General features: G+C 48.5%; 24 protein-coding genes. 3 read left to right on the top strand and 21 right to left on the bottom strand.

Going from position 1 to position 25,277, the window contains the following annotated elements:
* Positions 1-224 precede the first annotated feature (224 nt).
* On the bottom strand, positions 225-446 hold the full coding sequence (locus Q4G98_RS03110; RefSeq protein WP_298563514.1) for a hypothetical protein: 222 nt from the start codon (positions 444-446) through the stop codon (positions 225-227).
* Entirely contained in the window at positions 433-1,620 is a 1,188-nt protein-coding gene (locus Q4G98_RS03105) for a DNA recombination protein RmuC (RefSeq protein ID WP_298563516.1), read from the bottom strand. Before Q4G98_RS03105 ends, Q4G98_RS03110 begins: the two co-directional genes overlap by 14 nt.
* A 160-nt stretch (positions 1,621-1,780) precedes the next feature.
* Here Q4G98_RS03105 and Q4G98_RS03100 point away from each other — a divergent pair, with 160 nt between their 5' ends.
* The 3 genes from Q4G98_RS03100 to Q4G98_RS03090 are packed head-to-tail and all read left to right on the top strand — an operon-like array spanning position 1,781 to position 6,557.
* On the top strand, positions 1,781-2,386 hold the full coding sequence (locus tag Q4G98_RS03100; protein ID WP_177560975.1) for a TetR/AcrR family transcriptional regulator: 606 nt from the start codon (positions 1,781-1,783) through the stop codon (positions 2,384-2,386).
* Positions 2,387-2,403: 17 nt separating this feature from the next.
* On the top strand, positions 2,404-3,525 hold the full coding sequence (locus Q4G98_RS03095; RefSeq protein WP_298563518.1) for an efflux RND transporter periplasmic adaptor subunit: 1,122 nt from the start codon (positions 2,404-2,406) through the stop codon (positions 3,523-3,525).
* On the top strand, positions 3,522-6,557 hold the full coding sequence (locus Q4G98_RS03090; protein WP_298563519.1) for an efflux RND transporter permease subunit: 3,036 nt from the start codon (positions 3,522-3,524) through the stop codon (positions 6,555-6,557). Before Q4G98_RS03095 ends, Q4G98_RS03090 begins: the two co-directional genes overlap by 4 nt.
* A gap of 59 nt (positions 6,558-6,616) precedes the next feature.
* Here Q4G98_RS03090 and Q4G98_RS03085 read toward each other — a convergent pair whose 3' ends face one another.
* The 19 genes from Q4G98_RS03085 to Q4G98_RS02995 form a co-directional block, all read right to left on the bottom strand.
* Positions 6,617-6,943 carry a helix-turn-helix domain-containing protein gene (locus Q4G98_RS03085; protein ID WP_177560978.1) on the bottom strand — a complete coding sequence of 109 codons (327 nt, stop codon included), beginning with the start codon at positions 6,941-6,943 and terminating at the stop codon, positions 6,617-6,619.
* A 236-nt stretch (positions 6,944-7,179) separates the two neighbouring features.
* Positions 7,180-7,611, bottom strand: a complete 432-nt coding sequence (gene aroQ / locus Q4G98_RS03080; RefSeq protein WP_293719599.1) for a type II 3-dehydroquinate dehydratase — start codon at positions 7,609-7,611, stop codon at positions 7,180-7,182.
* A complete protein-coding gene (locus Q4G98_RS03075) occupies positions 7,611-8,108 on the bottom strand; it encodes a shikimate kinase (RefSeq protein ID WP_177562001.1) in 498 nt (165 codons plus the stop codon). The genes aroQ and Q4G98_RS03075 overlap by 1 nt, the downstream gene beginning before the upstream one ends.
* Complete coding sequence (locus Q4G98_RS03070) at positions 8,105-8,926, bottom strand: shikimate dehydrogenase (protein ID WP_298563522.1); 822 nt, start codon at positions 8,924-8,926, stop codon at positions 8,105-8,107. Before Q4G98_RS03070 ends, Q4G98_RS03075 begins: the two co-directional genes overlap by 4 nt.
* 12 nt (positions 8,927-8,938) lie before the next feature.
* Entirely contained in the window at positions 8,939-10,063 is a 1,125-nt protein-coding gene (gene pheA, locus Q4G98_RS03065) for a prephenate dehydratase (RefSeq protein ID WP_298563524.1), read from the bottom strand.
* 2 nt (positions 10,064-10,065) lie between these two features.
* Positions 10,066-11,163 carry a chorismate synthase gene (gene aroC / locus Q4G98_RS03060; protein ID WP_293663013.1) on the bottom strand — a complete coding sequence of 366 codons (1,098 nt, stop codon included), beginning with the start codon at positions 11,161-11,163 and terminating at the stop codon, positions 10,066-10,068.
* On the bottom strand, positions 11,160-12,473 hold the full coding sequence (aroA, locus tag Q4G98_RS03055) for a 3-phosphoshikimate 1-carboxyvinyltransferase (protein WP_298563527.1): 1,314 nt from the start codon (positions 12,471-12,473) through the stop codon (positions 11,160-11,162). The genes aroC and aroA overlap by 4 nt, the downstream gene beginning before the upstream one ends.
* Positions 12,470-13,543, bottom strand: a complete 1,074-nt coding sequence (aroB, locus tag Q4G98_RS03050; protein WP_298563529.1) for a 3-dehydroquinate synthase — start codon at positions 13,541-13,543, stop codon at positions 12,470-12,472. The genes aroA and aroB overlap by 4 nt, the downstream gene beginning before the upstream one ends.
* Positions 13,543-14,415, bottom strand: coding sequence for a prephenate dehydrogenase (locus Q4G98_RS03045; protein ID WP_298563531.1), 873 nt, complete (start codon positions 14,413-14,415; stop codon positions 13,543-13,545). The genes aroB and Q4G98_RS03045 overlap by 1 nt, the downstream gene beginning before the upstream one ends.
* A gap of 108 nt (positions 14,416-14,523) precedes the next feature.
* Positions 14,524-15,537: a 3-deoxy-7-phosphoheptulonate synthase gene (gene aroF / locus Q4G98_RS03040; protein WP_177561989.1), complete on the bottom strand. Its 1,014-nt coding sequence runs from the start codon at positions 15,535-15,537 to the stop codon at positions 14,524-14,526.
* Between the two features lie 64 nt (positions 15,538-15,601).
* Positions 15,602-16,615, bottom strand: a complete 1,014-nt coding sequence (gene aroF, locus Q4G98_RS03035; RefSeq protein WP_301961829.1) for a 3-deoxy-7-phosphoheptulonate synthase — start codon at positions 16,613-16,615, stop codon at positions 15,602-15,604.
* A gap of 399 nt (positions 16,616-17,014) precedes the next feature.
* Complete coding sequence (locus Q4G98_RS03030; RefSeq protein ID WP_298563538.1) at positions 17,015-17,761, bottom strand: sulfite exporter TauE/SafE family protein; 747 nt, start codon at positions 17,759-17,761, stop codon at positions 17,015-17,017.
* 89 nt (positions 17,762-17,850) lie between these two features.
* The gene (locus Q4G98_RS03025) at positions 17,851-20,688 is read right to left on the bottom strand and encodes a hybrid sensor histidine kinase/response regulator (RefSeq protein WP_298563540.1); all 2,838 of its coding nucleotides are present in this window, start codon (positions 20,686-20,688) and stop codon (positions 17,851-17,853) included.
* 151 nt (positions 20,689-20,839) lie between these two features.
* Positions 20,840-21,745, bottom strand: a complete 906-nt coding sequence (locus Q4G98_RS03020; RefSeq protein ID WP_298563542.1) for a S1 RNA-binding domain-containing protein — start codon at positions 21,743-21,745, stop codon at positions 20,840-20,842.
* On the bottom strand, positions 21,738-22,100 hold the full coding sequence (rsfS, locus tag Q4G98_RS03015; RefSeq protein WP_293663000.1) for a ribosome silencing factor: 363 nt from the start codon (positions 22,098-22,100) through the stop codon (positions 21,738-21,740). The genes Q4G98_RS03020 and rsfS overlap by 8 nt, the downstream gene beginning before the upstream one ends.
* A 13-nt stretch (positions 22,101-22,113) precedes the next feature.
* Positions 22,114-23,106, bottom strand: a complete 993-nt coding sequence (locus Q4G98_RS03010) for an LCP family protein (RefSeq protein WP_177561977.1) — start codon at positions 23,104-23,106, stop codon at positions 22,114-22,116.
* Between the two features lie 8 nt (positions 23,107-23,114).
* Entirely contained in the window at positions 23,115-23,702 is a 588-nt protein-coding gene (gene yqeK / locus Q4G98_RS03005) for a bis(5'-nucleosyl)-tetraphosphatase (symmetrical) YqeK (protein WP_298563543.1), read from the bottom strand.
* 23 nt (positions 23,703-23,725) lie between these two features.
* Positions 23,726-24,334: a nicotinate-nucleotide adenylyltransferase gene (gene nadD / locus Q4G98_RS03000; RefSeq protein ID WP_298563544.1), complete on the bottom strand. Its 609-nt coding sequence runs from the start codon at positions 24,332-24,334 to the stop codon at positions 23,726-23,728.
* A gap of 227 nt (positions 24,335-24,561) precedes the next feature.
* Positions 24,562-25,260: a Bax inhibitor-1/YccA family protein gene (locus Q4G98_RS02995; protein WP_177561973.1), complete on the bottom strand. Its 699-nt coding sequence runs from the start codon at positions 25,258-25,260 to the stop codon at positions 24,562-24,564.
* Positions 25,261-25,277: the final 17 nt, after the last annotated feature.

The following is a 25,277-nucleotide window of genomic DNA, read 5'->3' as shown; positions in this document are numbered from 1 at the left end:
ATATCGGTCGGACCCGGACAGGTTGCTACCCCTGCCTCCTCCGGAGCGGAATTCGGTTTTTAGACGTTACGGCTTGCACTGACCGCCGCTTCTCTCTGCCGCCTGCTGACTTACTTTTCTCCATCGTCGGATAAATGAACTATGTAATTTTCAAGCTTGTATCAATTATAGTCCGACCCTTTTGGCTTGTCAAGCCGCACAAAAATGTTTTTGTGTAATACATCTTACAGTTTTTCCAGCATTTTGATCAAAGGGTACAAGCCAACCGTCAAAGCAAAGGCCATGCTGACGCTGTCAATATCTATTCTGCCAAGATGCAGACTGTTGAGCCCCGCTGCAAAGATCATTGTCAACCAGAACATGGCGTACATCATTACGATGACCTGTACCCACCAGGGCTGCTCTTTATAAAGCGGCCGTTCCTGCTCATTATTATTCCCGTTCATGCAAGGCATCCTCCTGCCAGTCCAGAGTATCATCTTCGGCTTTGCTGCCGTCAAGGCGTTTATTGATCACACGGCTGCGTCTGGCTGCGGCATCGATGTGGCCGCTGGCCTCCTGCAGCTTCTTTTTGGTTTTATCAAGCAACAGGCTGAAAGTCACAAAATCCTGCTTCACTGCGGCGATCGTCCGCCAGACTTCGCCGGTACGTTTTTCAATAGCCAGCGTTTTAAAGCCCATTTGCAGGCTGTTGAGCAACGCAGCCAAAGTCGTCGGTCCGGCCACGCACACACGGTAAGTACGCTGCAGCTCGTCCAACAATCCCGGAAGATTTACCGCTTCGGCAAACAGACCCTCGATAGGCAGATACATAATCGCAAAATCAGTCGTCTGCGGCGGACACAGATATTTACTTTGAATATCCTTCGCTTCGCTTTTCAGGCGGCGTTCCAGCTGCTTCAGGGCAGCATCGGCGGCAGCTGTATCCGCCTGTTCACGAGCCTCCAGCAAACGCTGAAAATCCTCCTGCGGGAATTTGGCATCGATCGGCAGCCATACCGTGTCGTCTTTGCTGCCCGGCAGCTTCAGGGCAAACTCCACCCGTTCGGCGCTGCCCTGCTTCACGGCGACGTTTTCAGCAAACTGTTCCGGCGCCAGCAGGTCACGCAGCAGGATGCCCAGCTGCATTTCGCCCCAGATACCGCGGTTCTTCACATTGGAAAGAATACGCTTCAGATCGCCGACGCCGCCGGCCAGTGTCTGCATTTCGCCCAAGCCGCGATGCACCTGTTCCAGACGCAGGCTGACCTGCTGAAAAGATTCGCCCAGACGCCGTTCCAAAGTCGACTGCAGTTTTTCGTCCACAGTCACGCGGATCTGCTCTAAATTAGCCGCGGTACTTTCCGTCAGCTTGTCCAGCTTTTTATCCAGCTGCTCGCCCAGACGGTCAGAAGCTGCCTGGCTTTCCATGCGGGCCGCACGAGCCAGAGTGTTCTGCTCACTGCGCAGGTCGCGTACATTTTCATAAAAACGCCGTTCCAGACTTTCCAGCTGCCGGCTTACTTCACCAGCCAGTTCGTGCTCTTCCCGCCGGCGCGTTTGCAGCAGCCGCCACAGCATTATGAAAATCACTGCCTGCACTAAAAGCACCAGCAGCAATAAGGTCATTTCCACTGTCATAGTAAAACTCGCTTTCTTTGATGTTTATTAATTTATTATAGCAGATTAGCAAGTATTCTACACGGTCTTTTCTCATTTTTACATATTTACGTTCCTGTCTGGTTGGTGATATAATTATTAATAATTAATTGTTTAATTAATACTCAAAGGAGTGTTCTCTATGAATCCAGTTGAAGCATCAGCCTCTTCGGCCGAAAAAATTCTCGAAGCCGCAACCGATTTATTTGCCGCTAATCACTTTAACGGCGTTTCCATTAAAGAAATAGCCAAAAAATCAGGCGTCAACAGCGCTTTGATCTCTTACTATTTCGGCGGTAAAAAAAATCTTTATCAGGAAGTCCTCAACGAACAGTCAAATTTATTTTTGAACCTGATCGCCCGTGTCAGCAGCAAGGAAATAGCGCCGCTGGCCAGGCTGCGCGAATATATTGCCGCCATTTCAGAGGTGCAGAAGCTGCACCCGCACCGCATCCATCTTATTTACCGCGAGCTTTTAACGCCCACCTTTACCTGTGACAGCTTTATCAAAAACCGTTTATATAAGATCCATAAATTTATGTCCGATCTTGTTACCGAGGCTATTGCTGACGGCAGTATCCATAAAGATGTGCAGCCTACCCACGTAGCCTTTACCCTGGAAAGCATCATCGTCTTTTTTTTCCTGACGCATGACCAGATCCGCGATCTGGGGCATTTTAAAGCCGGCACTGAAAACACTTATCTGGAAGAAGCTTTAAACACCTATTTGTCTTCCATCACCAATTAGTTCAGGAGGATACCGATATGTCGATTAAAGAAACTTTCAACAAGCTGCCGATCAAAAAGCAATATCTGTACCTTCTGGCCGCCGCTGCAGTCTTATTGCTGCTGTATCACATAGTCAGCAATATTCTGGCCAGGCCTGATATAGTTAAAGACGTGCCTTATGTACGTACCGTAACTGTCGGCAAAGAAACCGTCGATAATACATCTACTTATCCCGGCGAAGTGCGCGGCCGTTACGAAAGCAACCTGGCCTTTCAGGTTGCCGGCAAGATCATCAGCCGCAGCGTCAATTTGGGAGATACCGTAAAAACGGGCGATATTTTGATGCGTGTCGATCCTAAAGATATTGAACAGAGCTTTGAAGCCAGCCAGGCCGCTGTCACAGCAGCCGAAGCCAATTATAAGCTGGCCCGGGACAATGCCGTTCGTTACACTACTTTATACAACAGCGGCGGCGTCAGCAAGGCCATGATGGAACAATATAACACGCAGATGGAAGCAGCTGCTTCCAGTCTACGTCAGGCACAGGCACAGCTGGTCGCCAACAGTAATCAGTTATCCTATACGCAGCTCATCGCCGACCATGACGGCGTCGTCGCCAATGTCAGCGGCGAAGTCGGTCAGGTGGTAGCGGCCGGCACTCCCGTAGTGACCGTCGTCCAAAGCGGCGAACAGGAAGTGCAGATCTATGTTCCGGAAAATCATCTGGATAAGATCCATCCCAACCAAACAGCTACCATCGATTTCTGGGCTTTGGAAAATGTCTCGGCCGACGGTTATATCCGCGAAATAGCGCCAATGGCTGACAATGTTACCCGCACTTATAAGGTTCGTGTCGCAGTACCTAATCTGCCCGCAGCAGTCAAGCTGGGCATGACCGCTAAAGTCCACCTGCAAAACGGTACGGACAGCAGTATCCTGCTGCCGGCCGCCGCCATTTACCAAACCGGCGGCAAACCGCAGGTCTGGCTCGTAACTGATGACAAAGTGCATACCCGTGACGTCTCCATCGGCGGCTACGAAGGCAACAACGTCAGGATCGCTGCCGGGCTGCAGCAGGGCGACATCGTCGTTGTCGGCGGCGTCAATAAACTGGCCGAAAACCAAAGCGTCCGTCTGGAAGCTGGTGGCAGCCAATGAAAAACAACTGGGCCGCCTGGTCGATCAAACATAAGCAAATAATTTACTTTTTTATGTTTCTCTGTCTGGTAATGGGCATCTATTCCTATAATTCTTTAGGCCGCAGCGAGGACCCCAGCTTTACGATCAAGCAAATGGTCGTTTCAGCAGCCTGGCCGGGGGCAACTGCTAAAGAAGTAGAAGAGCACCTGACTGATAAGATCGAAAAGCAGCTGCAGACGGTACCTAATATTGACCGGATAACCAGCTATTCCCGTCCGGGTACGGCAGTTATCAACGTCTATCTGCAGGATACCGTTCCGGTCAAAGAAATCAAGCAGCGCTGGCTGGAATTACGCAATATCGTCAACGACGGTAAAAGCGACCTGCCTGACGGCGCTTTAGGGCCGTTTTTTAACGACCGTTTCGACGATGTATACGGCAATATCTATGCAGTCACCTCGGACAGCTTTTCTTATGAGGAAATGCGCGTCGTCGCCGAAAGCATCAAAGATAAATTTTTCCAGATCCCCGATGTCAAAAAAGTAGAACTGGTAGGCGTACAACCGGAAAAAATCTATATCCAGATGTCCAATGCCAAACTGGCACAGCTTGGCATCCCTGTCAGCACGCTGGCTTCCACCATTCAGGCGGAGACGGCGGTCACACCTGCCGGCATGGCAGAAAGCGACACTACTAACACCTATCTGCGTCTGACCGGTTCTCCTGATACGCTGGACAATATCAGCAATATTCCTATCCAGGCCAATGGCCGCACCTTCCGTCTGGGCGATATTGCCGAAATCAAACGCGGCTACGCCGAACCGGCAGAACCAAAAATGTACTTCAACGGACAGCCTGCCGTCGGTATCGCCATCTCCATGCAGGATGGCGGCAACAATATCAAACTGGGCGAAAATCTTGCCCGTGCTGTCCAGCAGATCCAGAAGGAACTGCCGCTCGGCTTTGAGCTTGGCCAGGTCGCCAACCAGCCGCAGGTAGTAAAAAATGCGATCGATGAATTTACTGACAGCCTGCTGGAAGCTATCCTGATCGTTCTGGCAGTCAGCCTGCTCAGTCTTGGCCGGCGCTGCGGCTATGTTATTTCGGTCTGTATCCCGCTGGTACTTTTAGGTACCTTTATCGGTATGTATGCCATGAACATCGACCTGCAGAAGGTTTCCTTGGGAGCACTGATCATCGCTTTGGGCATGCTGGTCGACGACGCTATCGTTGTTGTCGAACTGATGGAAGTAAAAATGTCGGAAGGCTGGGAACGCACCAAAGCCGCCAGCTACGCCTTTGAAACCTGCGCCATGCCGCTGTTGACAGGCACGCTGATCACCTGCACCGGCTTTATGCCGATCTTCTTTGCCAAATCCAGCGCTGCTGAATTTGCTTCTTCACTTTTTCCAGTTATCTCAACAGCGCTGCTGCTTTCCTGGGTCATTTCCGCTACTGTGGCGCCTGTCCTGGGTCATGCCTGGATCAAACCCAAGCAGCTTATCAATGAAAATGATGTTTACAACACTGCTTTTTATCAAAAATTCCGCAATCTGCTTTCCTGGTCGATGCTGCATCAGAAAATAGTGCTTCTGACTACGCTTGCTGTTTTTATCGGTTCGCTGCTGCTGATCCCCCTGATCAAGCAGGAATTTTTCCCGGCTTCCGTACGTCCCGAACTTTTAGTGGAACTTAACCTGCCTGAAGGCAGCAGCATCAAAGCTACAGATGCAGCCGCCGTCAAACTTACCAATATGCTGAAGGATAATCCCGACGTCGCAAGCATCGGCTCTTATGTAGGCAAAAGCGCGCCGCGCTTCGTCCTGGTCATGGACCCTGTCCAGCCGCGCGACAATTATGCACAGCTGGTAGTAGTCGCTAAAGACATCGACGCCCGTAAACGCCTGGAACCGCAGATACGCGAACTGGTAGCAGGCAACCTGCCCGACGTCGTCAGTTATTCGCGTTCGATCCCGTTAGGGCCGCCGGCAGCTTACCCGGTCATGCTGCGCGTAACGGGGCCTGACGATAATATCGTCAAAGACTACGCTCAACGGGTACGTACAGTTATGGCCCAAAATCCCGCCGTAACTATGACCCGCTTCGACTGGATGGAACAGGCCGGCGCTGCCAGGCTGACTATTGATAATGATAAGCTGCGGCAAATGGGGCTGAGCCGGAAGGAAGTTGCCACTGCCCTGCAGGCCGAAATTTCCGGCTATACAGTAGCGCAGTATCTGGAAGGTGACCAGGCTATCGACATGGTCTTTCGCCTGCAGCCCATCGACCGGGCTACCGTCACCGAACTGGAAACCTTAACGATCCCTACCTCTGCAGGCGCTGTACCGTTGTCGCAGGTAGCACGCCTCAGTTACGAATCAGAAAACAGTATGCTCTGGCGCCGTAACCTGCTGCCGACAATAACCGTCTGCGGCGGTATCGGCGAAGGTGTAACCGGCAACGACATTACGCAGCAGGTTTATAATGACCTGGCCGAGCTGCGGCAAAACCTGCCCCCGGGAGTTACGATCGAGATCGGCGGCAGTCTGGAGGACAGCGCCAAAACCCTGGGCTATCTTTTAGAACCGGTACCCGTAATGCTGCTGCTCATGATGATACTTTTGATGCTGCAGCTGAAGGACATCCGCAAGCTGTTCATCATCCTCTGTACGGCACCGCTTGGTATAACAGGCGTCATGCTGGGACTGATCATCTTCAACGCGCCGCTGGGTTTTATGGCCGAGCTTGGCATCCTGGCCCTGACAGGCATCATCATTCGTAATTCTGTCGTTCTGATAGATCAGATCGACCTGCATCTGCAGGCCGGCAAATCACCCTGGGAAGCTGTCCTTGAATCGGCAATCGTGCGTTTCCGCCCCATTATCCTGGCGGCGCTGACAACGATCCTGGGGCTGATACCAATGTTTGCCAGTCCCTTCTGGAATTCCATGGCCGTAGCCATTGCCTGCGGACTTTCCGCAGCGACGCTGCTGACCCTGATCGTTTTACCGGTCATCTATGCGGCTGTTTTTAAAATCAAACCTGAATAAATCAAAAAAAGAAGACTGCGAGTCATATAACTCGCAGTCTTCTTTTTTATTGCAACAGCTTAATCCTTTTTCAAAATGACACGTGCCAGTTTGCAAATAACCTTCAATTCTTCCATATCTGCTTTTTCAAGCACTGTCTTCAAATCATCGTTAAAAATAACCTGACTGTTGCTGACAGTATCACTCAAAAACTCATCGACGGAAGTATTCAGCGCATTGGCGATAGCGACCAGGGTTTCCAGACCGATTTTAGTATGAGCAGTTTCAATATTACTCATATGCGGTTTGGAAATACCGATTTTCTCTGCCAGATCTTTTTGCAGAACGCCTTGTTTGATCCTCGTCAATTTTATTCTCTTGCCAATGGAACAGTAATCAATCATCATGAATAAGCCTCCCCGTATATTTTTTCATATTCGTATTAGCATATAAATTTCACTATCAGGTATGCAAAATTTGCTATGCATAAATTATATAACATAAAATTTAATTTTGTAAAGTTCTTAAACGCTATTTATTAGCTATTTTTGATGTTTATATACGAAAGTATATCCAACTTAACAAAAAATAAAGCACAACGATGTTGTGCTTTACATATTTTCTCTGTTTTTGTTTTTACAGCCTAAATTCTTTCCACCAGCGCCCTTAACGCCAAAGCATAGCCCTGAAACCCCAATCCGCAGATCTGACCCAGGCAGCCGGCCGCCGTTACCGACTTATGCCGAAACTCTTCCCGGGCGTGGATATTGCTTAAATGCACCTCGACGGCAGGCAGCGCAACCGCCTTGATAGCGTCCAGCAATGCCACGCTGTAATGCGTAAGCGCCGCCGGATTGATAACAATACCGTCAAATTTGCCATAGGCCTGCTGGATCAGCGTTACCAATTCACCTTCAAAATTACTTTGGACCAGCTCTACTTCCACATTCAGCGCCGCCGCTTCCTGCCTGATATATTCGCATAGGGCGGCATAATCCTGTTTGCCATAAATATTTTTTTCACGTATGCCCAGCATATTGATATTCGGGCCATTCAAAACCAGAATTTTTTTCATCAGCTTTCTCTCCTTACCAGCTCCAGCAATGCCTGCAGTGCCGCCTCCCGCTCACCGTTGTTATCGACGCTGTGATCGTGGTATCTGCGATACAGCTCGATCCTTTCAGCATATAAATCAAAAATCCTCTGCCGCCCTGCCGCTAACAGAGGCCTGCTTGCCGTATCCACGTCCTGCACGATTTTTTCAGGCAGACGGTCCAGGAACACGATCATCCCGCTGGTTTTAAATATCTCTATATTCTCGGCGCGTTTGACCACGCCGCCGCCAGCTGCGATCACACAGCCGTCCAATCCCGAAAGATACTTTACTGTCCGCGTTTCTGCATCGCGAAAGCACTCTTCGCTGACTGCGAACAGTTCTTTGATGCTTCTGCCTTCGCGCTCTTCCAACACACTGTCGGCATCATAAAAGGGACGCTGCAGTTGTTGTGCCAGCAGTTTTCCCAAAGTTGATTTACCACAACCCGGCATACCGATCAAAATAATATTTTTCATAGCTGTTTTTCCATAGCAGCAGCGATCCTGATAATAACATCATTGGAAATCTCCCTCTGCAGCCAGATCTCTTCTGCCGCTACAGCCTGCGCTACCAGCATAAACATCCCGTTCACAGCCTTCTTGCCCATTTGTTCCGCCTGCTGTAAAAACAGCGTTTTCGCAGGATTATAGATCAGATCCACAGCAGTCTCAAAATGCTCGATCGTTTCCAAACCGACCGGAGCAGCATCAGATTTGGGATACATGCCCACAGGCGTACAGTTGATCAGTAAATCGCCTGTATACCGCTCTAAATGCACATAATTAACGAATTGTGTCGGTACACTGCTGCAGAGAGTTTTCATATATGGGGCGATGTGCTGCGTGTTGCGGGAAACCAAAAATATTTTGGATACTCCGTGATCGATCAGATATTGCAGTACCGCCCTGGAAACACCGCCCGTACCCAGCACAGCCGCGCTTTTTCCCTGCACTTCAATGCCATTGTTTTCCAGCAGACGTCCAAAACCTGCATAATCAGTATTATAGCCGCGGATAGCGCCATTATAAAAATGGATCGTATTGACAGCGCCAATCTCCTGCGCTTCCATACTTAAGGTAGTCAAAGCCGCCATAACATTGATCTTGTGCGGAATAGTGACATTGACCCCACTGTATTTACCACGCAGCTCATGCACGCTCGTATATAATTCTTCAGGAGCTATCTCCAGCAGGTCATAAGTTCCTTCAATACCCAGTTCCTTAAAGATCATCTGATGTATCTGCGGTGACAGGCTGTGCCCCAAACGCGCTCCAATCAAGCCAAAATGAACCATGATACCAGCCTCCTATCTGCCGTCGGCAGGATAATTGCCTAAAATCTTACAATATGCACAGCTGTCAGAAAGCTGCTCTAAAGCCTGACGAACTCTTTCTTCACGCAGATTGCCCACCAGATCGATATGGAAGAAATATTCCCATGATTTACCCTCGATCGGGCGTGATTCCAAATTCATCATATTCAAACCACTGTGATAAAAATGTCCTAAAGTCCTGTAGAGTGAGCCCGGCTCATGCTTCACAGCAACTACAACTGTGATCTTATTGGCATTGGGAGCCTGTTCCGCCTCTCTGGCGATCACGATAAACCGGGTATAATTATTGGAATTATAGTTGATATTGGCAGCCAGGATCTGCAATCCATACATCTCTGCGGCCTGCTTGCCGGCCACAGACGCCAAATGCCTGTCCTGCTTTTCCCTCACTGCTTCGGCACTTTTAGAGGTGCTGAAATATGGCACCAGCTCCATCTGCGGGTACTGGTGGAAAAACTCTTTACTTTGCGCGAAGCCCTGCGGATGCGAATATACAGTCGTAATATCTTCCAGCTTAGCACCCTGGATACCCAGCAGGTTATGCTCGATCTTTACGCATTGCTCGCCAACGATGGAACAGTCATGGTGCCGAAGCAGATCATAGACTTCGGTAATGCCGCCTGTCGAAGAATTTTCGATCGGCAAAACGCCGTATTTGATCTCACCATTTTTAACAGCCTGTACGACATCTTCAAACAGTGCATAATGATGCCTGTTGATATGCTGCCCTGCAAAATATTTTTCCAGTGCCTGATGGCTGTAAGAACCAGGCATACCAAAGCAGCCTACCTCCATGACCTGATCCTGCGGCAAAACTCTTGACTCGGCCAGCAGCACATGCTCCAAAGCCTTGCTTTGCTCCATGATCGTCTTCATCATCGCCGCCGCTGCCGGCGCATACTCCTGATGCTGCAAACGCGCGCAGGCCTTTTCCAGAACCTTCGCTTCCCTCGCTGCATCCAGCACCGGCAGTCCATGCTGCTTTTTATACGCCGCCACTTCCAGCACGGCCTCCAGCCGTTCTTCCAAAGCCGCTATCAGCTGGGCGTCGATCTTATCGATACGGCTGCGGATCGCCTCTAAATCCAAATTTTCCATGCTTACACCTCACCGTTAATATCAGCAGTCAACAGCATATCCAAGACAGTCCAGGCCGTAACACCCTCCACAACAGGTACAGCCCGCTGCACGATGCAGGGATCGTGACGGCCTTTGATTTCCAGCACCGTGTTTGTATGCTCAGCCACATTGATCGTTTTCTGCGGCAAAGCGATCGATGGCGTCGGTTTGAACCCGACTTTGAATACTACCGGCATTCCGTTGGTGATACCACCTAAAATACCGCCGTTGTTATTAGTCTCCGTCAGCACCGAATCGCCGTCATAATACAGCGGATCGTTAGCTTGTGAACCGGTACTGCGGCAAAAACCAAAGCCCAGCCCAAACTCCAGTCCCTTGACAGCCGGAATGGAAAACAACACATGCGCAAGACGGCTTTCCAGCGAATCAAAAAAAGGTTCGCCCAAACCGGCCGGCAGATTGAGCGCCATGCACTCCACACTGCCGCCAACAGAATCCTGCCGCTCGCGCGCTTCCATGATCAGCGCCTGCATTTCTGCTCCCCGCACATCGTCCAGCACGGCAAAATCTTTCTGCCGCAGGCTCGTCAATAATTCGGCAGTTTCGCCCAATGGGTCAAACTTCCTGTCACAAATCTCACCCACATTATTGATATGCGCCCCTACCACAATGCCATACCGTGCCAATGCCAGTTTGGCAACAGCGCCCATAAACACCAACGGCGCAGTCAGACGGCCGGAAAAATGGCCGCCGCCGCGGTAATCATTAAAGCCTTTATACTTGATCCTGCCGGAATAATCAGCATGCCCAGGCCGCATATTATCTTTTAAAATACTGTAATCCGTAGAATGACTGTCACTGTTGGGGATCAGCGCGCACAAAGGCGTCCCCGTTGTGCGGCCTTCAAAAACGCCGCTTTGGATCGTAAAGGCATCTTTTTCCTGACGCTGGGTCGAAAGCAGGTTCCGACCCGGAGCACGGCGCTCCATTTCGCGTTTGATGAAAGCAAGATCCAGCTCCAGGCCCGGCGGTAAACCGTCAATGACAAGACCAATAGAGGACCCATGAGATTCGCCAAAAATCGTCATTTTTATTTTTCTGCCATAAACACCACTCATACGCTTTCACCCATTCCCACAGTTTCAATATTTCCGCCCAGCGCTGCAAAATCCTGCCAAAATTCAGGATATGATTTTTGAACACATTCGCTGCCGCTGATAACGACCGCCTCCCGGCAGACCAAGCTCGCTACCGCCAAACTCATGGCGATGCGGTGATCGTTCCAGGCGTCAACACAGCCGCCCCGCAGTCCTTCCGGCCGCCCCTTGATAAGCAGTCCGTCAGGCAGTTCGGTAACAGCCGCTCCCAGCTTATTCAATTCACTGGTCATTGCTGCCAGACGGTCACATTCCTTGATGCGCAGCCGCCCGGCATTGATTATTTCCGTTGTACCTTCACTGACAGCCGCCAGCACCGTTAAAACAGGAATAATATCGGGACAGTCGGCAGCGTCGATAACGACGCCCTTAGTCGGCGCAGGCAGCGCAGTATAATTACCTTCGGCATCGGAGGTTATTTTTCCTCCCATGCGGCTGATGATGCCGGCAACCACCCTGTCGCCCTGCAATGAAGCAGTATGCAGGCCAGTACAGGTAATCTGTCGGCCCAGCGTCCCGGCCACAAGCCAGAACGCCGCCTGGGACCAGTCGCCTTCCACCATGCTGCGTCCGCCGCGATACCTCTGGCCGCCGCGAATATGATATTTATAATAATTTTCGTGTTCGATAATAATACCGTACTTGGCCAGACACGACAAAGTCAGATCAACATAGCTCTGCGATTCCAGCCCTGAAGTAATTTCCAAAACAGAATCACCCTCCAGCAGCGGCAGTGCAAACAGCAGCCCGCTGATAAACTGCGAGCTGACATTGCCAGGCAGCTCATAAGCGCCGCTTTGCAGCACCCCGTTGACCGTCAAAGGCAAATCCCCTTTCGCAGCAGTTGTATAGCGCAGGCCCTGCCTGTCAAAAATATCATAATAAGCCTGCAAGGGACGTGTTACCAGCTTACCGTGCCCGGTAAAGGTCAGCGGCGCACCGCATAAGGCTCCCAGCGGTATCATAAAACGCAGCGTCGAGCCTGATTCGCCACAGTCAACAGCACTGCGTGCAGCCCGCACCCTGCCGCTGCCACTGATGGCAAAAGCCGTGCGGCCCGCTCTGGACGAAGGAACTTGCTGAAAGCTGATCCCCAACGCTTCCAGGCAGCGTAAAGTAGCCTCCATATCGGCAGACATACTGATATTATCAACAATACTGGTACCGTCCGACAACCCGGCACAGATGATTTCCCTGTGCCCCATGCTTTTAGACGAAGGCGCGCAAACGCTGCCGCCAAGCTTCGCCGGTGTGATCTTCAATGTCGTCATACGTTCTCCTGTCCAATATAGGCAGGCAATTCCTGCCAGTCTATTTTATGCAGGCGGCCAACGCCTGTTTTTTCAATGATTACCAAAGTGATTTTTCTGCCGCTTTTTTTCTTATCCAAAGCCATCACCTGCAAAATTCCCCGGGCATTGAACGACGCCGTTACCGGCAAGCCGAACTTCTGTAAGACGCTGCTTATCTGCGCAGCAGTACCAGCGGCTGTCAGCCCCAGCTTTTCTGTTTGCCGCGTCAGCTGCACCATACCGATACCAACGCCTTCACCATGAGTATAAGTAGTAAAGCCGCAGCATTGTTCAATGGCATGTCCGATAGTATGCCCAAAATTCAGCAGCATCCTTTCCCCTGTGTCAAATTCATCCTTTTCAACGATTCTCGCTTTGATATTACAGCAGGTCTCGATAATACTGTCCGCCTGCTCCAGCAGCTCCGCGTCACTGTCAATGGCAGCGATCTGCTCAAACAGTGCGGCATCGCAGATGCAGCCGTATTTGATCGCTTCCGCCAGCCCGTCATGCAAAAAGCGCAGCGGTAAACTTTGCAGCAGCTCCGGATCGATAAACACTGCTTTCGGCTGATAAAAACTGCCAACCAGATTTTTACCTGCCGGGAGGTCGATCGCTACCTTCCCGCCGACACTGCTGTCGATCTGCGCCAGCAGCGACGTCGGCACCTGGATAAAATCAATGCCGCGCAGAAAAGTCGCCGCCGCCAGGCCGCCCAGATCGCCGGGCACCCCGCCCCCCAAAGTCAGGAGCAGGTCGCTGCGCGTCAGCCCGGCCCGTGCCAGTTCATCATAAACGTAACCCAGCGTAGCCAGATTCTTGCTTTGTTCCCCAGCCTCAAAAACGATCCTGGTCACCTCAAAACCGCTGTCAGCCAAAGTACGTTCCAACCGCTCGCCATATAAAGGGTCCACATTACTGTCGCTAATGACAGCCGCTTTGGCAGCAGCGGAAAGTGCTCTGGCCTTCGGGCCGATCTGGTCCAGCAGTCCGGCCGCGATCTCGATCTTATATGTTTTTTCACCCAACGCCACTGTGATCGTACGCATCAGTATAAATCCTTTCTTTTCGCCGCCGCTTCCCGCATCATTTCCTGCAGAGCCGTGGCATCATTGGCCGTCAAAGCCTCGCTCCAGCGTTCCAGCTGCTGACGAAATGCCGCCAACTCCTGCAGAACGTTTTCCCGGTTCGCTAAAAACAGATCGCTCCACAAATACGGATTGATATCCGCGACGCGGGTACCGTCGCGAAAGCTGCCGGCAATAAAATATTTCGTGTTTTCATTATAAGAAGCACTGTTGATCAGCGCTACCGCTAAAGCATGCGGCAAATTGCTGGTATAGGCAATGATGCGGTCATGCTCGGCGGCATCTACCCGCACTACCTGCCCGCAGCCGATCGCATATGCGAAGCTGCTTAACCAGGCAATCGCCTCACTGCTGTTAAAAGCTGCTGGCACCACGATATAATTGGCGCCGTCAAAAATCTCAGCCTGGGACATACCCAAACCGCTGCCCTGACGGCCGGCCATCGGATGCCCCGCAATAAATTCCATCCTACCGGTAAGAAGTCGCTGCACGTCCTCTGGCAAGCTGCCCTTGATACCTGTGGCATCAGTTATCAAAACATCGCTTTTCAAAAAAGGCACTGCGCTTTTTACAAACCCCAGTGTAGCCGCCGGATAAACCGAGCAAATCACCACATCTGCCGCTTTCAGTTCAGCGCCGGCCTTCAAAACAGCTTCGTCGATAAGAGCCTGCTCCTGCGCCTGCCGCAGCACCTCGCCGTCGGTATCGACACCGATGATCTTTTTGACGCCCAAACGCCGCAGCGCTTTGGCATAAGACCCGCCGATGAGACCCATACCGACCACAGCAAAAGTAAGCTGCTGCCAATCCGTGCTTCTAAAACCACTTTCCACTGCCTTCACCTCGTTAAACTTTCTCCATGCTGCAATCCTACGATAATTGAAACGGCCCGTTGCTTTTCAGCAAACAAACAGCCGTTTTTAACATTATTATACTATATCCTACATCTCTCTGCCGATTATTTGCGCAATGCCCTTCAGCTCGCCCATCAGATGGGCAAAGCGTTCCGGCTTCAGGGACTGGGCCCCGTCGCACAAGGCATGCTCGGGATCGTTATGTACTTCGATGATCAGCCCGTCAGCACCGGCGGCAATGGCAGCTTTGGCCATCGGTTCAACCATCCACCACATGCCGGAAGCATGGCTCGGATCAATGACGATCGGCAGGTGGCTGAGTTTTTTTACAGCCGGGATCGCGCTAAGGTCTAAAGTATTGCGGGTATAAGTTTCAAAGGTGCGGATACCGCGCTCGCACAAAATAACGTTATCATTACCGCCGGCCATGATATATTCCGCCGACATGATCCATTCTTCTATCGTTGCTGATAAACCGCGTTTCAGTAAGATCGGTTTATTGGTCTTGCCCAGCTCCTTCAGCAGCTCAAAATTCTGCATATTGCGTGCGCCGACCTGGATCACATCCACATCCTCAACAAAGCGTTCGATCTTATCAGCCGACATGATCTCGGTAACGATCGGCAGTCCGGTTTCCTGTTTGGCGATCTTTAAAAGCTCCAGACCTTTTTCTTTCAGGCCCTGGAAGGAATAGGGAGAAGTACGCGGCTTGAAAGCGCCTCCGCGCAGCAGTGCCGCCCCACCGAGTTTAACGGATTTAGCCACGGAAATGATCTGTTCTTCTGTTTCCACAGAACAGGGGCCAGCCATAACAACGATTTTTTTACCGCCGATCTTGATCCCGTTCACATCGATAACACTGTCTTCAGGATGGAACATCCTGTTAGCGCGTTTGAACGGTTCCTGCACACGCATGACCTTTTCTACCCAGTCATTGACGCGCAGCAGATTGATATCCAGAGTACTGGTATCGCCGATAACGCCCAGGATCGTCATATTGACGCCGACGATCTCGTTGATCTGGAAGCCGTTATCGATCAGCCCGTTTTTGATTTTCTCACATTCCTGCAGCGGTGCGCCTGGTTTCATTACAATAATCATTTTTTGTTCTCTCCTTTTTTGTTCTCTCCTTTTGATTTATATGCTTAATTTTAATTATAACCTATTAAATCTCACGCCCAACAGCTCCTGCAATGATCTGCAGATCCTGCATCAGTCTGCCAAAGCGTTCCGGCTTCAAAGATTGGGCCCCGTCGCACAAGGCATGTTCAGGATCGTTATGCACTTCGATGATCAGTCCGTCGGCCCCTACAGCCACAGCCGCCTTGGCCAGCGGTTCGACCATCCACCACATGCCGGCCGCATGACTGGGGTCAACGACGACCGGTAAATGACTGAGTTTTTTTACAGCCGGGATCGCGCTCAGATCCAAAGTATTACGGGTATAATTTTCAAAGGTACGGATCCCGCGCTCACATAAAATCACATTATCATTACCGCCAGCCATAATATATTCGGCCGACATCAGCCATTCTTCTATCGTTGCCGACAAACCGCGTTTCAGCAAAATCGGTTTGCTGGTCTTGCCCAGCTCCTTCAAAAGCTCAAAATTCTGCATGTTGCGGGCGCCGACCTGGATCACGTCCACATCCTCAACAAAGCGTTCGATCTTATCAGCTGACATGATCTCGGTGATGATCGGCAGGCCGGTAGCAGCTTGGGCCTCTTTTAGCAGATCCAGCCCGCTCTCCTGCAGCCCCTGGAAAGAGTACGGCGAAGTACGCGGCTTAAACGCGCCTCCGCGCAGGATCGCTGCGCCCATCTGCTTGACATCCCTGGCTACGCCGATGATTTGTTCCCGTGTCTCTACTGAACAGGGCCCCGCCATCACTGTGATCTTTTTACCACCCACCTGCACACCGCAGACATCGACAATGCTGTCTTCCGGATGAAACATCCTGTTGGCACGTTTGTAAGGCTCCTGTACGCGCATGACCTTGTCGATGCAGTCATACACCCGCAGCTGGTTCATATCAAAGGCTGCTGTATCGCCTACCACACCAAACAGGGTAAAATTAGCGCCGCGGCTTTCATGGATCTGGAAGCCTTTGCCCTCCATCAAATTTTTTACTTTTAATTCTTCTGCTGCGGGAACCCCCGGTTTCATTACTATGATCATTTATCTCCACTCCTTAACTTCATTTTTATTTACACAAGATAATAAAAAAATCAGGCCTCGTAAGAGAGCCTGATTAAAAATTCATCTTCTTAGTTTACAGCAGCATATCTCAGCTACAGTATCGGCATCTGTTTACGGTAATAGAATTATGCAGTTTTGAGCAAGTAAAATAACCAGCGCTAAAATAAAAATAGCCCCGGCTAAAGTCAAAAGCATATTCATTTACCAAATTAGTTTTCAAAACAGATTCCACGATTTTACCCACCCAATTTAAATTTCTTGTGTAAAACTTAATTGCTGTTATTTTAGCCCCGTATAAAAACAGTGTCAAGCGAAAGTATAAAATTCAAAAAAATTAATTTTTATACATCAACTATTGTAAACAATGTTACAACAAATTCAATGCAGCACGCCATTGATACCACTGCCCAGCGTCATCACTCCGCCTATCAACACCACCAGCAGCGCAATGCGTTTGAATAAATGCTGGTTGATCCGAAAAAACATTTTTTCTCCCAGCCACCAGCCTAAAAGCACCGCCGGCAGCACATACAGCGACAAAGCAAGCAAATTGCCGCCCTGAAAAGTGCCCGCCACAAAAAAACTGCCCAAAGTACAGAAGCTGCCAATAGCAAAAATCCAGATCATATTGGCACGCAGCAGATTTTTCTCCATATTCTCACTCAAAAAATACAAAGCTATCGGCGGCCCGCTGATACTGGTCGTAGCACTGAAAAAGCCGCTTAAAAAGCCGGCCGAGACACGGCCCAGCTTTTTATTCCTGACCTCAGGCACAAAATTCAGTTCCATTAAAAGCGTCACCAGCAAAAGCGCGACACCCAGTAAAATCTTTAAATGATTGGCATCGGCCACCTTCAGCAAATACGCGCCGGGAATAATGCCCAGCAGGCTTCCGCCAGCCGTTATCAGTACCGTCGACCAATCAAACTGGCCCCAGGTACGCCACATCATGATCACACGCACAATAACGCCGGCCACAATAACGAACACGACCGTCTCTTTCGGCCCCATCACAAGTGTCAGTACCGGCGCGGCAATCAGCGCAAAACCAAAACCCGTTACCGTGCTGAAAAAAGTAGCGGCAAACAAAATCAACGAAGCCACTGTTAATACAAAATAATCCATGATTTCTCTCCGCTCTCTGTTTGAAATAACTATCTGCATTATAACATAAAAAAGAAGCCCCTACAAAACGGAGCTTCTTTTCGGTCAACTTATTTCAGCCATTGCCGTATGGTTTTTTTCAACAGCTTTAGTTCAAACGGTTTCGCTATATGAGCGTTCATACCCGCAGCCAGCGCCATTTTCACATCTTCTGAAAAAGCATTGGCCGTAATGGCAATGATCGGTATCCGAGCGGCATCATTACGGGCGGCAGCTCTGATCGCTTTGGCCGCTTCGTAACCATTCATTACCGGCATCTGGATATCCATAAAAATCAAATCATAATATCCTTCAGGTGACGCCAGGAATTTTTCCAAAGCTTCCACCCCATCAGCAGCAGCCTCACAAGTCAATCCCACCAGCTTCAAAAACTCCAAAGCAATTTCCAGATTGATCGCATTATCCTCAACTACCAGCACCCGTTTACCGCTGTAATCAATATCAGCAATATTTTCCAAATCACCAACAGACTGTTCCCCAGCAACTGTAATATCATTCCGCTGCTGCATCTTCAGGCAAACAGAAGCAGTGATCTTGCTGCCCTTGCCTATACAGCTTTCAACATCTATCGATCCGTTCATCAGCTTTGCCAGATTCAAACTGATCGTCATCCCCAGACCGGTTCCCTGTATTTTACTGACTCGTGAATCTTCTGCCCTGATAAACGGTTCAAAAATACGCTCGATAAAACTTTTTTCCATCCCAATGCCGTTATCTTCTACAATAAAATCAAAAACGGCCAAATCATGCGGTAATGGTTTAACTAAAACAGTCAGCTTGATCACTCCGCCATCAGGCGTATATTTGACGGCATTAGAAAGCAGGTTCAACAATATCTGCTGAATCCTCAATGCGTCGCCCAGCACGACTATGTTCTCTAACGACGCCATTTCCACAACCAGTTGGTGCCGTTTTTCCTCAACCGAAGGTTTGATAATATCCACTGCTGCTTCCACTTTTTCCTTCAACGCGAAAGACTCCAGAGTTAATTCCGTTTTACCGCTTTCGATTTTCGACATGTCCAGAACCTCATTCAGCAGCTCCAGCATATGTTTTCCCGAAACAACGATCTTCTTCAGATAATCATCCACCTGCTTTTTATCGGCGCAATGCTCTGCTAAAGCGGCCAGCCCCATGATCGCATTCATCGGCGTTCTAATATCATGCGACATCTTCGAAAAAAATTCACTTTTAGCCTGATTGGCCTGCAACGCCAGCTGATAGGCGTCGCTGATTATCTGTTTATTAGCTTCTTCCTGCATGGTACGTTCATGAATATCGCGCATCGTAACCAGAATCTTATCTTTGATGCCGTCAAAATAAGATATTTTAACTTCTTTATGCCTGGCGCCAGTCTGCACAGAAGAACGAAAATAAAACATCACTGCATCCTCTTGCTCCAGCCGGGTTAAAAACTGCTCCAAGCCGCCGGCAAGCAATTTTTGCCGATCTTCCTCATGCACAAAACGTTCAATAAATACGGGCAGCTGCTCAGTAATGCACCCCTGTAACGGCAGGGGCTGTCCATTAAAATGGCTGGCAAACCGCATCACATAAGCACTATTTGGCAAATCGCAAATACAAACAGCATCATAATCCTGCTCCACCGTAAAATTATAAATAGACTGCAGCTCGATTTTTTCAAGCTCCATATCTTTTTGCTCATTGATATCCTCGATAATACCAATAACAAACTTTGGTTTCCCCGTCTCATCATAAGACATCACCGTCAGCGTGACACGCATCCAATACTGACCGCTTTTATCGCACAGCACGGCAGCAGACGTTTTAGCGCCGTTATCGATAGCCGCATACATTTCATAAAACTCTTTTTGCGTTTCTGGTGCAATAAAATCCTCAGCAAAACTTTCCGGCATATTATAATATTCTGCAGCACAGTTAAAATAACTACTGGTCCGTAAAGGAATAACCTCCAGTTTTTTCTGCGGATAGTAATAAAAATAGAAGATCTTCGTTCCTTCTAAAATCTGCCGTAAAAGTTCCTGAGAACCCCTTTCCTGCTCAATAAGCTCCAAATTGAGCAATTCGGTCTTCTTTTTGCTGTCGACGTCTATAAAAACGCTCTGAATAACCAATTCATCATCAATATTTCTCACATATTCCGCACTGCCAATGATCCAGCAGGTATCACCATCCTTGCGCAGCGAGCGGTATTCATATGATTGCTTTTTCCCAAAGGCCAGGACCTCCTGCAGCGCAGACATTACCCCATTGCGGTCCTCTGGCGCTACAAGCTCCTGCATCTGCCAGTTTTTCTTCTGCCAGAATTCTTTTTCCGTATAACCTAAAATTCTGATGGCCTCTCTATTAGCGCTCTTAAAAACCATTTTGCCATCAGAATTTACTGTATATTGGGTAATGCCACACAAAACAGATTGAAACAGCTCATTATAATACTCACGCTGCCTTTTGACCTCGGTCAGCTGTTTACCCTGCAAAATATTTTTTTGACGCAGAAATTCTATATCGCTGGCGTTTTGATGATAACCGCGAATATAATAATAATTTTCGTCTTCTTTATACAGCGTCCCGCTGCATCTGATAAAAATAACGCCCCATTCAGGATGCTCCCAGCGATACTGCACCTCCACCAGACGCTGGCTTTCTATTATCTGCCTGATATATCTCTGAACAATACCAATATCCTCTTCGATGATCCTCCGCGCAAAATGGGCATAATTATCCTCAGGTGACAGGCTTGCCTTTAAACCAAGCAGCTCCAGCATTCTTGTATCAGCATACAAAAATGACTTATCGCTGTGTTTATCTATTTCCAAAACCCACAAGCCTATATTACTGGTCAGCAAAATTTCTTTCATCCAGCTAAAGCTATTAAAGAGGTCCTCCGTATAATTTATGCCACTCATAACTATACCCCATTATTTATTGAAATATTTCTTTACTGTTTTAATTATACCTTACTATTATTTTATTTCCAATACTTAATATTTTAAAAACATTTTAGATTTTCAAAAAACCAGTTCAAAAAAATAATCCCGGCATAAGCCGGGATTATTTTCAGCCATTGCTGTTTTTTCCTTTTTCAGTCAGCAGCGTCCAGCCTTCTTCCTGCACGATCAGGCCTTCCTTCATCAAATGGCCTAAAGCACGTTTGAAAGCCGCTTTGCTGATACCGAATTTCTCCTTGATGATCTCCATCGGTGTTGTATCGCAGTAAGGCATCTTACCGTTACGCTTATGCAAAAAACTTAAAATATCTTCCGCATCGGCAATCATCGCATTTTCTTTTTGCTGCCGCAAAGAAAGATTTATTCTGCCATCCTCGCGAATATAAGTAATGCGCGCCGTGATCTCCTGACCAAAATCCAACCGTCCGCCAGGAACCTCGCTGCGGTGCAAAAACGCTAAAAAGCGCTGATTGGTAAAAATAAAGAAGCCTTCCGGCAGGATATTATAGATAGTTCCGGTCACGCTGTCGCCAACCTTGACGCCAGTAGCAGGCCGGGACGCCTTCAGCATCTCTTCCTCTACCCGCATACTTACGGCAGGGCGCCCTGTCTTATCACGGTACAGCTTGATCCAGACCAGCTGTCCCGGCGATACATGGCCGCGCATTTCACTGTACGGCAAAAATACGCCGCGTTCAGCGCCGATATCCACAAAGCCGCCGTCCCTGGTCACGCTCAAAACCTTCACGTAACCGATCTGGCCTTCGCGCATTTTCGGCAGCTTCTGACTGGCCGTCAACCGACCATGCGGATCTTTATACAAATAAACTTTTACCGCATCACCGACATTTACCGCTTCCGTCTGCTGCAGCTTATGCAGCAGGATATCGTCAGAAGTATCGCCGGTCCCTGCATCAAGAAAAGCACCCATTTCGCCCAGTCGTGCTACCTTTAAGGTAACAACGTCGCCGGCACGGTATTTAAGCTGCTTTGCCCCATCCTTTACATCAGTCATTTTTGATCTCCACAAATTCTTCCGACGGAGCATCGGCCCACAGTTGTTCCAGATTATAGAACTCGCGCTCTTCATCAATGAAAATATGCGCTACACAATTGCCGTAATCCATCAAAATCCAGCGGCCCTCAGCATAGCCTTCTTTGTGCGTCACAAAAACGCCTGCCTCCGCCAATTTATCTTCGATATTGTCAGCAATAGCTTTAACTAAAATATTATTTCCAGCGCTGGCAATAATAAAATAATCAGTTACAGGAGAAATATTCTCCATATTCAGCAGCAAAATATCCTTCGCCTTTTTATCGCTGGCTGCCGCCGCGATCCTGTTTGCAATTTCTTTAGTGGTTAAACCCATCTTTTCGCCTCCTTTATTCCTGCTCATCTTCATCATCTTTCATATAGGGAATGCCAACTTCGTCCAAAGATTTTTGAACTTCCTCGCGTGAGGTAGCCCAATAGCTGATACCTTCGGTATCGTCAAAATTACCATACAGCATACCCGACTTGACCTTTTCATCGCCAAACAGCTTAAAGCTGTTGGCCGCCTTGATCATCGTCAAGGTATTCATATCAGTCTCCACATGCCTGTCAACAGTCGAAAACAGTGCCGGAATCTTGGTCACAGTATCGATATTAAAAATCTGTGCCGCCGCCGCCTTCATAAACTTCTGCTGACGCTGCACGCGGCCAATATCACCCAGCTCGTCTTTGCGGAACCGTACATACTCTCCGGCCCGTTTACCGTCCAGATGCTGATAACCATGCTTGATATCGATCACCAGATCGGCATAAGGATCTTCATAATACATATCCTTTTCCACATACAGATCGACGCCGCCGATCAAATCAATGACATCGATAAAAGCGCGCCAGTCCACTAATACATAGTAATGGATCGGCACCTGCAGCAGATTGGCCACTGTTTGCTTGGCCATCATTACCCCGCCGTAGGCATAGGCAGCATTAAGCTTATCCCAGCCGGGACGACCGGGGATCTGCACCTTAGTGTCACGCGGCAGCGACAGCAGCGCTACCTTGTTTTCACCGGGGTCAAAACTGGCCAGCATCATGGCGTCAGTCCGCTTGGGCTCGTCCGGCGCGGCATCACTATCGCCATCATCAATGCCCAAAAGCAGAATGTTGATACGCTTGTTCAAAATTTCATTCTGGGTTATCTTATCGCTGGCGCCCACAACATCCACCTTCGGCGGATTGATAAAAGTATCGTAGACCCAGACCGTACCCCAAAAAGCACCTGTCAAAAGCGCCGCTAAAACCAGCAGTACAAATACCAGCCGGCCCCAGCGCAATTTGCGCTTCCTGCGAACCGGCCTGATTTCTCTATTTTCTTCCACAGACATGGCATCTCCTACAAATTCAATTTAAGCCTTTTAAACTTAGCCGCCAATTCGTTATAGCCGTCAATACAATTAGGATGTACCAAAAGATCGTATTCCAGCAGATAACGTATCGTCTGTGCGTAAGCCTTCATCATCGCCTGCTCCAGATCGACCTTTGCCAGCTGACGCATTTCATCGATACCGGCAAAATCGCGGGTCGGTTCCAACAGATCCGCCAGATAAACAACCATCGCCGTCTGGCTCATTCCGGCAGCGCCAGTAGTATGATACCTGATCGCATCCAAAATCTCCGGATCAGTAACTCCATATTTTTGCCGGGCATAATACACGCCCAGTTTGGCGTGCAGCAAAATCGGCTGGTTCCTTTCGACATCGTCCATCGGCAGCCCTAAAGTAATCGTGTGCATCAAAAGATCACGTGTAGGTATTTCGCGCCCACAATCATGCAACAACGCACCCACGCCAACCTTTTCCTTATCTAATCCATAAAACTCTGCCAATTCCAGAGCAGTATCATAAACAGCCAAAGAATGTTTAAACCGCTTATGCGGCAAAGATGCTTTAAGAAGTTTTTTCATTTCTGTGATATCCAGCATGATAACAACTCCTTTCCCTACCTTTAAGACCGGTAGAGGTGTTCCTCCAAAATATAATCTGCTACACGTTCAGGCACCAGCCCTTTAATGGAAAGTCCCTGTCTGACGCGTTCACGAATACCCGTCGAAGAAATATCCACTTCAGGCGTAGCCAAAAGTATAATTTTATTTTTAGCAGGTTCGCCAAAAAACTCGCACACCTTGTCGATCGTCTGCCCATAACCAGGCCTGTCAGCAGCGATAAAAGTGACCTCTGCCAGCAGCTCCCTGATGCGGTGCCAGGTATTCAGCATCGGTACGGCATCGGCGCCAATAATAAAATACAGCTCATATTCCGGATAGCGGTCTTTCAGTTCCATCACTGTGTCATAAGTATATGAAACACCGCTGCGCTGCAATTCGATATCAGTAACTTCAAAATAAGGATAAGGCTCTGTTGCCAGCTCCGTCATTCGATAACGGTCGGCAGCCGGAGCAAACTCCAGCCCCACCTTATGCGGTGCAATAAACGCGGGAACAAAAATTATTCTTTCCAAGCCCAAATGCTCATAAATAAACTTGGCCGTCTGCAGATGCCCCAGATGAACAGGATCAAAAGTTCCGCCCATGATGCCAAGCTTTTTGCTCTTCACTCGTTTACCCACCTTCCTTATTATCACTATATTATACCAAAAACAGGCAAGCTTGCACAACTATATGTAAATATTTAAATAATGAAAACTTCTTAGAATTTCTATTTTGCACTTACTTTCCCAATATAAAATCAAAATGTCTGTTTCTTAAGAAACAGACATTTTGGGAATTCCACATAAACTATTCTTTATACTAAAACCACAGAGCAACTTACACACAAGCCACTTTAACGCTTCTTACCAAAAATCTGCAACAGCCGTAAAAACAGGTTAATAAAATCAAGATATAACGTAAGCGCACCCAGCACCGCAAATTTAGCAATACTGCTTTCATCCTCATCGATACTATAGGCAATTTTTTTAAGCTTCTGCATATCATAAGCAGTAAGACCGACAAAAATAATGATTCCCACATAGGTAAGCACCCACATCATAGTGTCATTTTTCAAAAACATATTGACGACCGAAGCAATAATCAGGCCGATCAAAAGCATAAACAGGATACTGCCCATTTTACTTAAATCTTTTTTGGTAACATAACCAAAAAGAGCGGTGGCGCCAAAAGTACCAGCAGTTATCCCAAAAGTCGTGGCAATGGATTCCTGCGTATAAACAAGAAAAATTGCCGAAAGCGTAATGCCAGTGACAGCCGAGTAAACAAAAAACAGAAAGCTGGCCATACTTGCACTCAAAGAATTGATTTTACTGCTGATTATCATAACTAAAACGATCGGTGCAAATAAAAACACATAAAAAGTTATTTTGCTGCTAAAAATCAAATTTAACAGAAATGGTGAATGTGCCGTATAATAAGCAACTATCCCTGTTGTTAAAAGTCCAAAAAACATCCATCCATAAATCTGGGCAAAAAAGCTTTGCACAATACTTGCACGTTTAACTGATTCTACATATGATTCATTTTCCATATCTATGACCTCCTTAA

The organism is uncultured Phascolarctobacterium sp. (assembly GCF_958349595.1).
Lineage (GTDB): Bacteria > Bacillota > Negativicutes > Acidaminococcales > Acidaminococcaceae > Phascolarctobacterium.
Note: the sequence above shows the minus strand (reverse complement) of the source record. Positions and strands in the feature narration are given on the sequence as shown.